We start from the raw sequence: 15,002 nt of genomic DNA, 5'->3' as shown, positions 1-15,002 counted from the left end.
CGCCGGCGGCCACGCCACCTGCTATGGCCCGCGCCCGGCCGACGTGGAGCCCTTCACGCCGCTGCCCGAGGTACTGATGAAATACCACCGCAACCTCAAGGCTCAGCTCGACCCCAAGGGCATCTTCAATCCCGGCCGGCTCTACGCGGCGCTCTGAGACGTACAGGAACGAGACATGCAGACGCATTTCACCGAGGAAGCCCTCAAGCAGCCGCACATTCAGGAGGCCGACCGCGTCCTGCGCAGCTGCGTGCACTGCGGCTTCTGCAACGCCACCTGCCCCACCTACCAGCTGCTGGGCGACGAGCGCGACGGGCCGCGTGGGCGTATCTACCTGATGAAGCAGATGCTGGAAAACCCGGATGACAGCGAAAACGTCACCGAGCAGACCCGCCTGCACCTGGACCGCTGCCTGACCTGCCGCAACTGCGAAACCACCTGCCCCTCCGGCGTGGAGTACCACAAGCTGCTCGACATCGGCCGCGCCGAGATCGAGCGCCGGGTGCCGCGCAGCACCGCCGAGCGTGCCCAGCGCTACGCCCTGCGCAAGGCCCTGGTGGAGCCCAAGCGCTTCCAGGCCCTACTCAAGCTGGGCCAGACCTTCAAGCCGCTGGTACCCGGCAAGCTCAAGGACAAGCTGCCGCCCAAACCGGTGGATGCCGGCACGCGCCCCGACCACAAGCGCCACGCACGTCAGATGCTGATCCTCGAAGGCTGCGTGCAGCCGGGGCTCTCGCCCAACACCAACGCCGCCACCGCGCGGGTGCTCGACCGTCTGGGCATCGGCCTCACACCGGTGGCCGAAGCGGGCTGCTGCGGCGCCGTCGACTTCCACCTCAACGCCCAGGACGACGGCCGCGCCCGCGCGCGGGCCAACATAGACGCCTGGTGGCCGCATATCGAGGCCGGCTGTGAAGCCATCGTACAGACCGCCAGCGGCTGCGGCGCCTTCGTCAAGGAGTACCGCGACATTCTCAAGGACGACCCCGCCTACGCCGCCAAGGCCAAGCGCGTGAGCGAACTGGCCAAGGACCTGGTCGAGGTGCTACGCGACGAAGAGCTGACGAGCCTCCAGGTCAACGAGGGCCGCCGGCTGGCCTTCCACTGCCCCTGCACCCTGCAGCATGCCCAGAAACTCGGCGGCGCGGTGGAGAGCGTGCTGGTCAAGCTCGGCTTCAGCCTCACTCCGGTCCAGGACGCCCACCTCTGCTGCGGCTCGGCGGGCACCTACTCGATCACCCAGCCGGAGCTGGCCACCCAGTTGCGCGACAACAAGCTCAACGCCCTCGAGGCGGGCAACCCGGAAACCATCGTGACCGCCAACATCGGCTGCCAGACGCACCTCAACGGCGCGGGGCGCACGCCGGTTAGGCATTGGATAGAGATTGTCGATGAGGCTCTGCCAACGCCCGTAAGCAGCTAGCCTCTGCGAATAGTCGCCCAAGGCGAGGGGCGCCGGGGACAGGCCGAAGAGGAGGTCCGATGCCATGGATGGCATCGGTAGCGCCCAGGGATGGGTTCACAGCGCCTCCTCGCAGGCCTGTCGCCGGAACAGCCCCGTGCTTCACCGGGAGAGCAACTAGCTCCGCATCGCCAATGTTCTTTATTTCAAAAGGAGAGCCCCATGAAGACCAAACCCGTACTCACCCTGAACGACGTCAACGCCATCCTCGATGCCGCTCAGCAAGAAGCGGAAGCCAATGGCTGGAAGGTGACCATTGCCGTGGCCGACGACGGCGGTCACCTGCTCGGCCTGCGCCGCCTCGACGGCGCCCCGGCCATGACCCCCGACATCGCCACCCAGAAGGCCCGCAGCTCGGCGCTCGGCGCCCGCGAGACCCAGGCCTTCGAGGACATGATCAACGGCGGGCGTAACGCCTTCCTCTCCGCGCCGATGCAGGGCCTGCTCGCCGGCGGCGTGCCGGTGATGGTCGAGGGCCAGATGGCCGGTACCGTGGGCGTTTCCGGCGTCAAGCCCGACCAGGACGTACAGGTCGCCAAGGCCGGCATCGCCGCCGTCGCCTGAGGCGAAACCGAAAAGGCCGGCCGCGCTCCCTGCCTATACAGGGTACCGCGGCCGGCCTTTTTCATGCGCAACCGTAGCGCCCGATCACGCCTTGCCGGGGTGCCGGTGGCGCAGCTCGCCGTTCAACGCCTTGATGATGGTGTAACACATCAGCAGCATCACGATGGAGAACGGGATCGCCGTGGCCGTCACCCCCGCCTGCAGCGCGGCAAGACCGCCGCCGAGCAGCAGCACGATGGCGACCAGCCCCTCCACCACGGCCCAGAACATCCGCTGCGGCCGGGGCGCATCGATCTTGCCGCCGGCGGTAATGGTATCGATCACCAGCGAGCCGGAATCCGACGAGGTGACGAAGAAGATCAAGGCCAGCACGATACCGACGGTCGACATCAGCGCGGTCAGCGGCAGCTCGTTGAGCATGCCGAACAGCGACAGCTCGGGGCGGTAGCTGTCGATCACGTACTCCTTGACCAGGCTGGTCTCCGGCGCGGCATAGAGCTGGTCGAGAGCGACGCTGCCGAACACCCCCATCCAGATGAAGATGAACAGGCTGGGGATCAGCAGCACGCAGATCACGAACTCGCGTACCGTGCGCCCGCGCGAGACCCGGGCGATGAACATGCCCACGAACGGCGCCCAGCTCACCCACCAGGCCCAGTAGAAGATCGTCCAGTCCTGACGATAGGCATCGTCCTCGCGGCCGAAGGGAGCCGACAGCGGCACGAACTCCGTCACGTAGGTCGCAAGACCCGTCCAGAAACCGCTCAGGGCCACCAGCGTCGGGCCGGCCAGCAGCACGAAGAAGAAGAACAGCACCGCCATGGCCATGTTGAACTCGGAGAGCTTCTTCACGCCGCCCTCCAACCCTCGCCATACCGACACCAGCGCCACCGCCGTGACCAGCAGGATGATGATCACCTGGGCGGTGGCGCTGACCTCCAGCCCGAAGACGAAATTCATCCCCGCGTTGGCCTGCTGCGCGCCCAGCCCCAGTGAGGTGGCCAGGCCGAACAGGGTGGAGAACACCGCCAGGATGTCGATCACGTGCCCCCACCAGCCCCACACCCGCTCGCCGAGGATCGGGAAGAAGGCCGAGCGGATGGAGAACGGCAAGCCCTTGTTGTAGCTGAAGATGGCCAGTGCCAACGCCATCACCACATAGACCGCCCAGCCGTGTATGCCCCAGTGCAGGTAGGTGCCGGCCAGGCCCAAGGCCGTCGCCTCGCCGATGGCTGCGGGGTCGAGTTCGCCGTCGGCCCCGAATGGCGAGGCGATGCCCAACGGCAAGGAGACGTTGGCGTGATAGACCGGCTCCAGCACGCCGAAGAACAGCAGGCCGATGCCGATGCCGGCGGAAAACAGCATCGCGAACCAGGAGAGATAGCCGTAATCCGGACGGGCATCGGGCCCACCCAGGCGCACCGAGCCGTAGGGGAGCAGGACGAGTGCGATACAGAACAGGATGAAGAAATCCACCACCAGCATGAAGTACCAGTCGAGGCTGCCGGTGGCGAAGCCGACGATGGTCTGGAAGATGGCGCCCGCCCTTTCCGGGAACAGCAGGGTAAGGATGATGAAGACGACCGAGGCGAGCGCCGAGACGGCGAAGACCCGATTGTGGATGTCGAAGCCGATAGGTCCCAGCCGCCCCTCGATGTTGTCCTGGCCCACGGTGTAATCCGTGTGCATGTCGCTGGTCGATGCTGGATCCCCTGGACTACCCATAACGATATTCTTCTCTTCTATCTAAAATAAATAAGAATTTATTATACACCCTATGAACCCCACCCTCCTGTCACAAGCTCCCGTCAATTGCCCCATGCCCCATTTCATCATCTCGGTAGGAAGCGCAACGGCCATCTATACTGACAGCGCCAGACCAGAACACGGTGCGCCACCGGCCTGAGTGGCGACCGTACGATAGCGGGATATCGACAAATTGCAGGGCCGGCCGAATGGCAATGACTGGGCTGCGCCCAACGGGAGGACCCCACCATGATCAAGAAGCTCTTTGCCGCCATGGTACTGCTAGCCTTTGCGTTACCCGCCTGGGCACACATGTGTCCTGCGCTGATGTCCGAGATCGATGAAGCGCTGCAGGACGAGGAGAAGGTCGCCCAACTGAGCGAGGACGAACTGGAGCGCGTACACGAGCTGCGCGCCCAGGGCGAGCAGTACCATAACGACGGCGAACACGACCAATCCGTCGATGTCTTGAACGAGGCCAAAGAGATCCTCGGCGTCTGAGCTCCGTGCCGGGCGCCTCTTCTCGGCGCCCGACACCTACCGCCACACCACTCCGACGTCGCCTGCAGGTCTACCCCTGCGGCGCGGCGCACTCCAGGATCCACTCCCACAGCGCCCGCTTCGCCTCACCCGGTACATCCGGGCGCGCATCGACCACGCCATAACCGCGTGCCGAGCGCAGCCTCATGTCGCTCAGGCCAATCAGCATGCCTTTATCCAGCAGATCGTCGACCAGGCCGCTCCAGCCCATGGCGATGCCCTGCCCGGCGATCGCCGCCTGAATCAGCAGCGTGTAGTTGTTGAACGTCAGCTCCGACGACTCGTGATAGGCGATGCCGCCCAGCTGCCGGAAGTAGCTCGGCCAGTCCATCCAGCGCTGGCCCTGGTCGGCGGTCAGGGTCAACAGCGGCGCTCGGCTGAGCGCCTCGATGCTCTCGATCGGCCCATGCTGCTGCAGGAAACCGGGGCTGCAGACCGGAAAGACGTCTTCGTGGAACAGCAGCGGAACGCCGCCGGCGAGCACCCGTTCGTCGCAGAACACGATGGCGACGTCCACCTCCTGGGTGCGCCAGTCGAGCACGCCCTGGTTGGTCACGATGCGCACGTCCACGTGCGGATAGCGCTCACGGAAGCTCGGCAGTCGCGGCATCAGCCAATACGCGGCGAAGGAGAAGTCCGTCAGGATATTGACGTGAGGGTGGCGATGCTTGTGCTGCAGGCGCTCGATGGTGCGATCGATGCCGGCAAAGCTCTCCTGCACGCTGACGAACAACGCATGTCCCGCCTCGGTCAACTTCACGCCCCGGTAGATCCGCTCGAACAAGGGCAGACCCAGTTGCTCTTCGAGCGCGCGAACCTGCTGACTGACCGCCGACTGCGTCGAGCGCAGCTCGCGCGCCGCCGCAGTGAAACTCAGGTGCCGAGCCGCCGTCTCGAACACCCGCAGGTTGTTGAGCGACGCCGATCTAGCCATCCACGACATTAGCTGACCTAATGTTTTCCATAAAAATTTAGCGAGTTTACAGGTGTTGAGATTAGCAGGGACACTGTCGTAAAAGCCAGTTACTACACAAGCGTCTGCCCTCCTGAGAGAAGCCCCATGACCGACAAGCGACCCAACATCCTGTTCCTGATGGCCGATCAAATGACGGCCTCGGCGCTGCCCGTCTATGGCCATCCACTGGTCAAGACACCGCATCTGTCACGCCTGGCGGCACAAGGTGTGGTATTCGACTCGGCCTACTGCAACAGCCCGCTGTGCGCCCCCTCGCGCTTCACGCTGATGGCCGGCCAGCTGCCGTCGCGCATCGGCGCCTACGACAATGCCGCCGACTTTGCCGCCGACATCCCCACCTACGCCCACTACCTGCGCGATGCCGGCTACCTCACCGCCCTGTCGGGCAAGATGCACTTCTGCGGCCCCGACCAGCTCCACGGCTTCGAGGAGCGCATGACCACCGACATCTACCCGGCGGACTTCGGCTGGTTCGTCGACTGGGAAAATTTCGACGAGCGCCCGAGCTACTACCACAACATGTCCTCGGTGACCCAGGCCGGCCCCTGCGTGCGCTCCAACCAGCTCGATTTCGACGACGAGGTGGTCTTCCGCGCCAAGCGCTTCCTCTATGACCATGCCCGCGACAGTGCAGTGGGTGGCGGCGAACGGCGCCCCTTCTGCCTGACCGTGTCGCTGACCCATCCCCACGACCCCTACACCATCCCGCAGGAGTATTGGGACCGTTACGACCACGACGCCATCGACATGCCGCGCGTGCCCTACTCGCGCGAGCTGATGGATCCGCACTCCCGGCGCCTGCGCCACGTCTATCAGCTCGACGAAGAGACCCTCAGCGAGGCGCAGATCCGCAACGCGCGCCACGCCTATTACGGGGCGATCAGCTATGTCGACGACCAGATCGGCGCCGTGCTGAAGGTGCTGGAGGAGACCGGACTCGACGACGACACCATCGTCGTCTTCTCCGGCGATCACGGCGACATGCTCGGCGAGCGCGGCCTGTGGTACAAGATGAGCTGGTTCGAGGGCTCGGCCAGGGTGCCGATGATCGTCCACGCCCCGGGCCGCTTCGCCCCGGGTCGGGTGCGTGAGTCGGTTTCCACCATGGACCTGCTGCCGACCTTTGCCGAACTCGCCAATGGCGGCATCGCGCCGGAATACGCCGTAGCCATCGATGGCCGCAGCCTGCTGCCGCACCTGACCGGCAGTGGCGGCCACGACGAAGTGATCGGCGAATACCTCGGCGAAGGCGCCATCGCGCCGCTGCTGATGATCCGCCGCGGGCGCTACAAGTTCGTGCACAGCGCGCCGGATCCGGACCAGCTGTTCGACCTCGAGGCCGACCCGCTGGAGCTCCACAACCTGGCGCAGGAACCTGCCTACCTGGACCTGTGCAAGCAGTTCCGCGACGAGGTCACCCGCCGCTGGGACTATGCACGCCTGCACGCTGAAGTGATCGCCAGCCAACGGCGGCGCAAGCTGGTCTCCCGTGCGCTGATGAAGGGCAAGGTCACGCCTTGGGATCACCAGCCGACGTTTGACGCCAGCACCCAGTACATGCGCAACACCATCGATCTGGACGATCTCGAGCGGCGCGCGCGCTTCCCGGCCGCCAGCGTCGAATAGCCATGATGGAAACCGCGACCGACGTTCGCCGGCAGCCGGCGAGACTCGAGCGCTGGCTGCCGTTTCTCGGTTGGCTGCCGCAGCAGACGTCACGCTCGCTGCGCGCCGATGCCGTCGCCGGCTTGACCGGCGCGGTGCTGGTCGTGCCCCAGGGGGTGGCCTATGCCCTGCTCGCCGGGCTGCCGCCCGAGTACGGCCTGTATACCGCCATCGTCCCGGCGATACTGGCGGCCCTGTTCGGCTCCTCGCGGCAGATGGTCAGCGGACCGACGGCGGCCCTGTCGATCGCGCTGTTCGCCACCCTGCAGCCCTTCGCCGAGGCGGGAAGCGGCGAGTTCATCGCCCTGGTGCTGACCCTGACCTTGCTGGCCGGGGTCTTCCAACTGCTGCTGGGGCTGGCCCGGCTGGGCGTGCTGGTCGATCTCGTCTCGCATTCGGTGGTGACGGGGTTCACCGCCGGGGCTGCACTGATCATCGCCACCAGCCAGCTCCCCCATGCGCTGGGGCTGGCCCCTCTGGCAGGCAGCGGCTTCATCGACATCTGGCCCCAGCTGTTCGCCCGGCTCGGCGATATCCGCCTCGATGCCGTGCTGATCGCCGCCTTCACACTCACCCTCTGCCTGGCGTTCCAGCGCTGGCTGCCACGTTGGCCGGGCATGCTGCTGGCGCTGGTGGCGGCGTCGCTGCTGGCCGCCTGGCTAGACCCGACGCACAGCGAGATCCTGCGTATCGCCGAGGTGCCGGCAGGCCTGCCACCGCTCTCGCTGCCCGACGTTTCCACCGACACCCTGCGCCTGCTGACGCCCGGCGCCATCGCCCTGGGGCTGCTGGGTCTGGTCGAAGCCGCCGCCATCGCGCGGGCCTTCGCCGCACGCTCGGGAGAGCGACTGGACAGCAACCGGGAATTCATCGGCCAGGGGCTCTCCAACATCGGCGGTGCCTTCTTCTCCGCCTACGTCTCGTCGGGCTCGTTCACCCGCTCGGGGCTCAACGCCAGTGCCGGGGCCCGCTCACCGCTGGCGGCCGTGCTGTCCGCGGCGTTCCTGATACCGCTGATGCTGCTTGCCGCCCCCCTGCTGCACCACGTGCCGATGTCGGCCATGGCCGGCTTGCTGCTGCTGGTTGCCGCCAAGCTGGTCGACCGGCACAGCATTCGCGAGACCCTGAGGATCAGCCGCTCGGAAACAGCCATCCTGCTGATCACCTTTTTCAGCACCCTGCTGCTGGCGCTGGAGTTCGCCATCTACTTCGGCGTACTGGCCTCGCTGGCCGTCTACCTGCGCCGGACCACCCGCCCGCCGGTGGTCGCATGTGCACTGTCCCAAGCCCCTGCGGAGATTCAGCAGGCCCTGACGGAGCCAGGCTGCAGCGTCGTGCGGATCGACGGCTCGCTGTTCTTCGGCGCCTGCGAGTCGGTTGCCCGGCAGCTCGAGTCTCACGACCGGCCGAACCTGGTGGTACTGGCGGCGGGCATCAACTTCATCGACCTGAGCGGCATCCATCTGCTCCAGCGCCAGGCCCGCCGCTGCCGGGCTCGGGGCGGGAGGCTGTACCTGGTCTGGACCAAGCCCGACGTCCTGGCCCGCTTGCAACGAGCCGGCCTCGTCGCCGACGAGGGCGATCGGAATCACCACAAGCCAATGGCAATAACAATATGAGGCTTCCCCCCATGACACACCCGCATCCCGACAACGAGTCGGTCAATCGACTCAACCCGGCCGTGTTCCACGGCTCGGTGGCCGGCATCCTACTCTTTCTGATCTATGCCATCGCCTTCACCGACCACGCAACGGCCTTCTTCAACGCCGGGCTGGACTGGATCGGCAACACCTTCGGCTGGTACTACATGCTGGCGGTCGTCGCCTATCTGCTCTTCGTTGTACTGATCGGCTTCTCGCGCTTCGGCAAGATCCGCCTGGGGCCCGATCACTCGCGCCCGGAGTTCTCGCTGCTGTCGTGGTCGGCGATGCTGTTCGCCGCCGGCCTGGGCGGCGCCATCCTGTTCTTCGTGGTCTCCGAACCGCTGACCCACTACCTGAATCCGCCCCTCGGCGAAGGCGGTACCGCCGAGGCCCAGCGGCAAGCCATCGTGCAGACCTTCATGCACTGGGGCATCTCGGGCTGGGGGCTCTACGTGCTGATGGGCATGGCACTGGCCTATTTCAGCTACCGCCACCGCCTGCCACTGGCGATCCGCTCGACGCTCTATCCCCTGCTGGGCAAACGCATCTACGGCCCCATTGGCGATGCCGTGGACATCGCCGCGGTGCTGGCCACGGTGTTCGGCATCGCCACCGCACTGGGCATCGGCGTGATGCAGATGAACTACGGGCTGACCTATCTGTTCGGCATACCCGAGGGGCTGCCCGCACAGATCATGCTGATCCTGCTGGTAGTGACCCTGGCCACGCTGTCGGTGGTGAGCGGTGTGAAACGGGGCATCCGCCGGCTGTCCGAGCTCAACCTGCTGCTGGTGGCAGGCCTGGTGCTGTTCGTGCTGCTACAGGGCGATACGCTCCGGCTGCTCAACGCCCTGGTCATGAATACCGGCGACTACCTGGTGGCCCTGACCGGCAAGAGTTTCGACACCTACGCCTATGCCCCCGAAGCGCAGGGCTGGTTCAGCGGCTGGACGGTGTTCTTCTGGGGCTGGTGGATCGCCTGGGCACCGTTCGTCGGCCTGTTCCTGGCGCGCATCTCACGCGGTCGCACCATTCGCGAGTTCGTCGCCGGCGCCCTGTTCATCCCGCTCATCTTCGTGATGATCATGATGTCCGTGTTCGGCAACAGCGGCATCGACATGGTCGAACAGGGCTTGGTGGTACTCGGCGACCAGGCCGTGAACCGGCCCCCGGCCACCATCTACACCTTCCTCGAGCAGCTGCCCATGGTCGGCGTCACCGCCACCCTGGTGCTGATGCTAAGCATCGTGTTTTTCGTCACTTCGGCCGACTCCGGCGCCCTGGTGCTGTCCAATTTCACCTACGTGCTGCGCGACGTGAACCACGACGCCCCCGCCCGGCTGCGCATCTTCTGGTCGGCGATCATCGGTCTGATCACCCTGGCACTGCTGTTCGCCGGCGGCCTGCGCACGCTGCAGAGCGCGGTGGTGATCGCCGCCCTGCCGTTCTCGGCGATCATCTTCCTGACCATGTTCAGCATGTACCGCTCGCTGAAGGTCGAAACCGGCAAGGCCGACGTCCGTCACCAGGTGGTGGCTAGCGCCGCCGCCAACAGCGATTGGCGCGAGCGTCTCGACCGCACTCTGGACGGCACGACGCAGAATGGCGCCGAGGCCACGCTGCGCCACGCCATTCGTCCGGCGCTACTCGAGCTGGCCGAGGAGCTCAACCGCCGCGGCCAACAGGCCAGCGTTACCGAGCGGCAGGTGGAGGGCACTCAACTGCTCTGCCCCACCCTGCAGGTCGACTTCGCAGGTGCCCCCAGCTTCATCTACGGGATACGCCCGCAGCGCATGCGGCCGCCAAGCTTCCTGCCCGCGGACGACGACTATTACCTGCGACTCGACGTTCACCTGGCCGAGGGTGGCCTGGGCCAGGACCTCAACGGCTATACCCGTCTCCAGGTCGTGCACGACGCACTCAACGAGTACCAGCGCCACTTGCGCTTCCTGACCCATGCCAGCGAAGAAGGGTATCTGGCCAACATCCCCAGTAGACCCAGCCCGGGAGATACCCAGCCCCAGGCCGAGCCTGCTGGCTAGCCAGCCCGGTTTCCCCACGCCATGACGAAACGAGCCCCACCTCGGTGGGGCTCACTGCGTTCGGCTCCGTGCATGGCGTGGGCGTTGGTCACTCGCCGGGCCCGGGGCAACGCATCACAGTGACCTCGAAGTCCTCGCGGTCCAGGTAGGTCAGCGTCATCACGTCATCTTCCGCCTCGTCTCCCGCTTCGAGCGACATGCGGATCCGTTCGTCCGTGGCCATGTCATCGGACGGGCAATCGAGCTGGGCCTCCCAGACGTTGTCACCCTCTTCCGAGACCTCCATGTCACATGAGGCCCCACTGCCCTCGAAATGCGACGGGCCGAGTGTGATGGCTTGATCCTCCTCCTCGTCTCGCGCACACAGGGCCGGATCGGTCGCCCAGCGGCCCGCATAGGCGACGGCATCCTCGAGGGCGGGATCGTCGCCGTGGGATTCGGCCTGCACGTGGCCGGCGAAGACGATCAGACCCAGTGCGGCACACAGTGCCATCCATCCGTAGTGTCGATGCTCCATGATTCACCTCGACGTTAGCGTTGTGTGTGTGTGTTGGCATGACTCGCCCTATCAGGGTAGACCAAGCCCAGCGAGCGCCAGCCCGACGCCAGACAAGCGGTTAGCTTCCTCATGATTTGCACCCAGGCACCAGACCGATATCATGTGGCTTTCGCAAGCCCCGGCACAGCGGGGCCACACCATGTCGAGAGGCACCATGCCGCTGCTCTATCTCCTGCCCCCGCTGGGTGCCGTGCTGATCTGGTCGGGCAACATGACCATCAATCAGCTCACCGTAGGCGCCATCGCCCCCAGCAGCATCGCCTTCCTGCGCTGGGTGTTGGCGCTGCTGGTGCTCACGCCCTTCCTGCTGCCGGCCGCCTGGCGCCACCGCCAGACCATCCGCCGCGAATGGGCCAAGCTCGCCACCCTGGGCCTGCTCGGCATGGGGCTGTGGCAGGGGCTGGCCTACGTGGCCGCCGAAACCACCTCGGCCACCAACATGGGCATCCTGGCCGCCATGGTGCCGCTGCTCACGGTGCTGCTCAGCGCACTGATCCTGCGTGAAGCACCCAGCCTCGGCGGCACCGTCGGCGGGCTCGTCGCCCTGTTCGGCGTGCTGGTGCTGCTCGGTCGCGGCGACCCGCTCTCGCTGCTGGAGCTGGAGGTAGCGCTCGGCGACCTGCTGATGGTGGTCGCAGCGACCTGCTACGCCCTCTACGGTGTGATGCTCAAGCGCTGGCCGCTGGACCTGCCGCCCTGGGTGCTGCTCTACGCTCAGGTGGTGTTCGCCGTGCTGTTCCTGCTGCCGCCCTACCTGATGGGGCCGATGACCCCGGTGGATGGCCACAACGTGTGGCTGATCCTGTACGCCGGCATCCCCGCCTCCATCGTCACCACCTATCTGTGGATGCGCGCCATCCGCCAGATCGGCGCCAGCCAGGCCAGCATCTTCATCAATCTGATGCCGCTGTTCAGCGCGCTGATCGCCATGGCCTACCTGGGCGAACGCATCGCCCTGTTCCATCTGGTCGGTGGTGTGCTGGTGCTGGCCGGTGTGCTCATGGCCCAGACCCTGACCCAGCCGCTCGTACGCAGAGCCACGCGCAACATATGACCGTCGATACCACTTCACTCAATCGGGAAAGGAACTTCTTCGCGAACGACCAGACGTTGTGGCTGTTCGGCTACGGCTCTCTGATCTGGAAGGCCGAGTTTCCTTTCCACGAGCGCCGTCCCGCCCATATCGAAGGCTGGGCGCGGCGCTTCTGGCAGGGCTCCCACGATCACCGTGGCACGCCGGGGGCGCCGGGGCGCGTGGCAACGCTGATCGAATCCCCCGGCGCGCTCTGCCAAGGCATGGCCTATCGTATCGACGCCGACGTGCTGGGCCCGCTCGACGTACGCGAGAAGAACGGCTACCTGCGTGAACGGGTGACGCTGCATTTCGCCGAGGGCGACCATGCCGAGGGGCTGATCTATCTTGCCACGGCGGACAACGCCGCCTTTCTCGGCGCCGCACCGCTCGACGAGATGGCTCGCCAGATCGCCGCCGCTCACGGCCCCAGCGGCGCCAACCGCGACTACCTCCTGCACTTGGCCGACGCACTGGAACAGCTCGGCGCCGAGGACCGGCATGTCTTCGGGCTGGCGACTCGGGTAAGAGGCATAAGAGAAGCATAAAAAGTCAAGTTAGGTAACGCGCGGCCGATATTCCTTCAGAGCACCATGATCGAGAACGGTGCCAGCGACGGGGGACCGGCCGTGAAAGAAACCTTGAGTGCGGTAGAGGCAGACCTGAGCAGGCCCTGGTATCGCCTGCGCTTCAGTTCTGCGGTTGAGGCCCGCTTCGAGGCCGATACCGCCACCCGGCGCAGCCGCCACCTGCTGATCGCCGGCATCGTGGCCCTGGTCATCTACAACCTGTACATCTTCAACGACTATGTCATCAGGCCCGAATCCCTGCTGATCTCCGCCGGGATTCGTTTCGGCCTGATGACGCCTCTGGGCCTTGCAGCCCTCTATGTCATCTACCGTGGGATATCGCCGACTCTGCGCGAAGCGACCATGGCGGCCACCATCGTCATCGCCATGCTGCTCTCCAGTGCGAACTTCTACCTCTCGGACTCGCCCCACTCGTTTCTCGACACTTTCTCGTTCGGCTTGATTCTGCTGGTAGGCAATATCGTTCTCTCACTGCGCTTCGGCTTCGCCCTGGCCTCATCGTTGCTCTGTGCCGTGATCATGACGAGCTTCGTGATTCCTTATGAACACACCGACAGTGCCGTAAAGATCAATACACTGGTCGTCTTCACCTCGAGTGCCATCTTCACGCTGCTGGCCAACTACCGACTGGAGGCCAGCGAGCGCCAGGCCTATCTGCTGCTCTTGCGGGAACGGCTCGGCAACGAAGCCACGCTGCAGTCCAATCAGGTCCTGACGAAGATCTCGACCACCGACCCTCTGACTGGCGTGGCCAACCGTCGCCATTTGGATGAGGTAATGACCCAACGCTGGCACGAGGCCATTGCCGAGCGAACGATGCTCGGCCTGCTGGTACTCGATATCGACTGCTTCAAGAACTACAACGACCGCTATGGCCATCTCGAGGGTGACGTCTGTCTGCGCCGGGTTGCGCAGGAAATACAGCACCACGTGCGTCACGAGCTCGACCTGGTGGTGCGCTATGGCGGCGAGGAGTTCGTGGTGCTGATGCCCAACGCCTCGGCGTCTTCGGCCTTTCAGGCCGCCGAGCGCATTCGCCAGGGCATCGAAGCGCTGGCCATACCCAACGCAGGTGTGTCTCACTCACCAGTGGTCACGATCAGCATCGGTGTTGCCGTGACTCGTCCCAACACGGCCCTTCCACCCTCGCTGCTGCTGTTGCAGGCCGACGAGGCGCTTTACCAAGCCAAGCGCGAGGGGCGCAACCGCTGCGTATTGGCGCAGTTGCAGGAGGGCCAGTCCTCGGCACAGGCGCACCGGGACACTCCCCATGCCACTGGCCTTGCGTCATCCGATGGCGAGACGAAACGGTGAGCTACAGAACGTACATGCGTAGCGGCATCCATAGCCCCATGCCGATCATGATCAGGTTTTCGGTCAGCGACACGAAGCCCAGCGGCACCTTGCTGTCGCCACCCACGCAGGCGCACTTGAGTTCGCGCTTGTCGATGTAGACCGCCTTGAACACCGAGACGGCACCTACCGTACCGATGAACAGCGCGACGGGGGCGGCCAGCCATACCAGGGCGCCGGCCAGCATCAGGATGCCTGCCAGCGTCTCGGCATAGGGGTAGACGTAGCCATAGCGCACCTGACGCTGCGCCAACAGGTCGTAGTTGAGGAACATGGTGCTGAAGCTCTCCACATCCTTGAGCTTCTGCAGCCCCAGCAGGGTCATGGCAATGGCCACGAAGTACTCCGGCATCCTGGCGCTCACCAGCGAGCCTGTCGCAGTCCAGCTCACGGCAAACCCCATCAGCAGCGCCGTGGCGAACAGGGCGATCACCGGCTGGTAGCTGGTTGCGTCATCCCCCGGTGTGGTCAGGCCGAAATGCTCGCGCAGCGCGTCGTAGCCACCGATACGCCGGCCATCGATGAAGGCCTGAGGCGTCGTATCGACCCCATGCTCTTCCTTGAACGCCTCCGTCTCCTCCCGCGTGGTCAGATGATGATCCTCGACCTCGAAACCTTTGCGCTCCAGCAGGTCCTTGCTCTTCAGGCCGAAGGGGCACAGGTGCTCTTCCATGACCATGCGGTATAGCTTGGCCTGCCCCACTGGCTGTCCGTGAGCCATGACATCTCTCCTTGGGTCATGCATTCATCCCAAGGGTAGTCAATGAGAACGTCAGCGAATCCCGCTCTG

The 15,002-nt window shown here is 65.2% G+C and carries 14 protein-coding genes; 10 read left to right on the top strand and 4 right to left on the bottom strand.

The window, feature by feature from the left end:
- The 3 genes from B8115_RS23240 to B8115_RS06455 all read left to right on the top strand — a co-directional run.
- On the top strand, window positions 1-157 hold a 157-nt coding region (locus B8115_RS23240), incomplete at its 5' end, for an FAD-linked oxidase C-terminal domain-containing protein (protein WP_010626951.1).
- Between the two features lie 18 nt (window positions 158-175).
- Window positions 176-1,423 (top strand): glycolate oxidase subunit GlcF, encoded by a 1,248-nt coding sequence (gene glcF / locus B8115_RS06460; RefSeq protein ID WP_010626950.1) that lies wholly within the window; start codon window positions 176-178, stop codon window positions 1,421-1,423.
- Window positions 1,424-1,624: 201 nt separating this feature from the next.
- A complete protein-coding gene (locus B8115_RS06455; RefSeq protein ID WP_010626949.1) occupies window positions 1,625-2,026 on the top strand; it encodes a heme-binding protein in 402 nt (133 codons plus the stop codon).
- Between the two features lie 84 nt (window positions 2,027-2,110).
- On the opposite strand, the gene B8115_RS06450 is transcribed toward B8115_RS06455, so the two are convergent.
- Window positions 2,111-3,715, bottom strand: a complete 1,605-nt coding sequence (locus B8115_RS06450) for a BCCT family transporter (RefSeq protein WP_010626948.1) — start codon at window positions 3,713-3,715, stop codon at window positions 2,111-2,113.
- 306 nt (window positions 3,716-4,021) lie between these two features.
- On the opposite strand from B8115_RS06450, the gene B8115_RS06445 reads away from it, so the two are divergent.
- Window positions 4,022-4,273: a hypothetical protein gene (locus B8115_RS06445; protein ID WP_010626947.1), complete on the top strand. Its 252-nt coding sequence runs from the start codon at window positions 4,022-4,024 to the stop codon at window positions 4,271-4,273.
- A gap of 70 nt (window positions 4,274-4,343) precedes the next feature.
- On the opposite strand, the gene B8115_RS06440 is transcribed toward B8115_RS06445, so the two are convergent.
- Window positions 4,344-5,255, bottom strand: a complete 912-nt coding sequence (locus tag B8115_RS06440; protein WP_010626946.1) for a LysR substrate-binding domain-containing protein — start codon at window positions 5,253-5,255, stop codon at window positions 4,344-4,346.
- A 117-nt stretch (window positions 5,256-5,372) separates the two neighbouring features.
- Between B8115_RS06440 and betC the strand changes: the two genes are divergently transcribed.
- The 3 genes from betC to betT are packed head-to-tail and all read left to right on the top strand — an operon-like array spanning window position 5,373 to window position 10,638.
- The gene (gene betC, locus B8115_RS06435) at window positions 5,373-6,914 is read left to right on the top strand and encodes a choline-sulfatase (protein WP_010626945.1); all 1,542 of its coding nucleotides are present in this window, start codon (window positions 5,373-5,375) and stop codon (window positions 6,912-6,914) included.
- A 2-nt stretch (window positions 6,915-6,916) separates the two neighbouring features.
- The gene (locus B8115_RS06430) at window positions 6,917-8,572 is read left to right on the top strand and encodes a SulP family inorganic anion transporter (protein WP_141638536.1); all 1,656 of its coding nucleotides are present in this window, start codon (window positions 6,917-6,919) and stop codon (window positions 8,570-8,572) included.
- A gap of 11 nt (window positions 8,573-8,583) precedes the next feature.
- Entirely contained in the window at window positions 8,584-10,638 is a 2,055-nt protein-coding gene (gene betT, locus B8115_RS06425) for a choline BCCT transporter BetT (RefSeq protein ID WP_010626943.1), read from the top strand.
- 88 nt (window positions 10,639-10,726) lie between these two features.
- Here betT and B8115_RS06420 read toward each other — a convergent pair whose 3' ends face one another.
- A complete protein-coding gene (locus B8115_RS06420) occupies window positions 10,727-11,155 on the bottom strand; it encodes a hypothetical protein (protein WP_141638535.1) in 429 nt (142 codons plus the stop codon).
- A gap of 196 nt (window positions 11,156-11,351) precedes the next feature.
- On the opposite strand from B8115_RS06420, the gene B8115_RS06415 reads away from it, so the two are divergent.
- From B8115_RS06415 to B8115_RS06405, 3 genes are all read left to right on the top strand, one after another.
- Window positions 11,352-12,251 (top strand): DMT family transporter, encoded by a 900-nt coding sequence (locus tag B8115_RS06415; protein ID WP_010626941.1) that lies wholly within the window; start codon window positions 11,352-11,354, stop codon window positions 12,249-12,251.
- Window positions 12,248-12,817, top strand: coding sequence for a gamma-glutamylcyclotransferase (locus tag B8115_RS06410; protein WP_010626940.1), 570 nt, complete (start codon window positions 12,248-12,250; stop codon window positions 12,815-12,817). Before B8115_RS06415 ends, B8115_RS06410 begins: the two co-directional genes overlap by 4 nt.
- Before the next feature lie 81 nt (window positions 12,818-12,898).
- Window positions 12,899-14,173, top strand: a complete 1,275-nt coding sequence (locus B8115_RS06405; protein ID WP_234259986.1) for a diguanylate cyclase — start codon at window positions 12,899-12,901, stop codon at window positions 14,171-14,173.
- A 1-nt stretch (window position 14,174) separates the two neighbouring features.
- Here the strand turns inward: B8115_RS06405 and B8115_RS06400 are convergent, their stop codons facing one another.
- Window positions 14,175-14,933, bottom strand: a complete 759-nt coding sequence (locus B8115_RS06400) for a MauE/DoxX family redox-associated membrane protein (protein WP_010626938.1) — start codon at window positions 14,931-14,933, stop codon at window positions 14,175-14,177.
- Window positions 14,934-15,002 lie beyond the last annotated feature (69 nt).

Source organism: Halomonas sp. KM-1 (assembly GCF_000246875.1).
Lineage (GTDB): Bacteria > Pseudomonadota > Gammaproteobacteria > Pseudomonadales > Halomonadaceae > Halomonas > Halomonas aerodenitrificans.
This window is presented reverse-complemented; position numbering and strand designations above follow the sequence as displayed.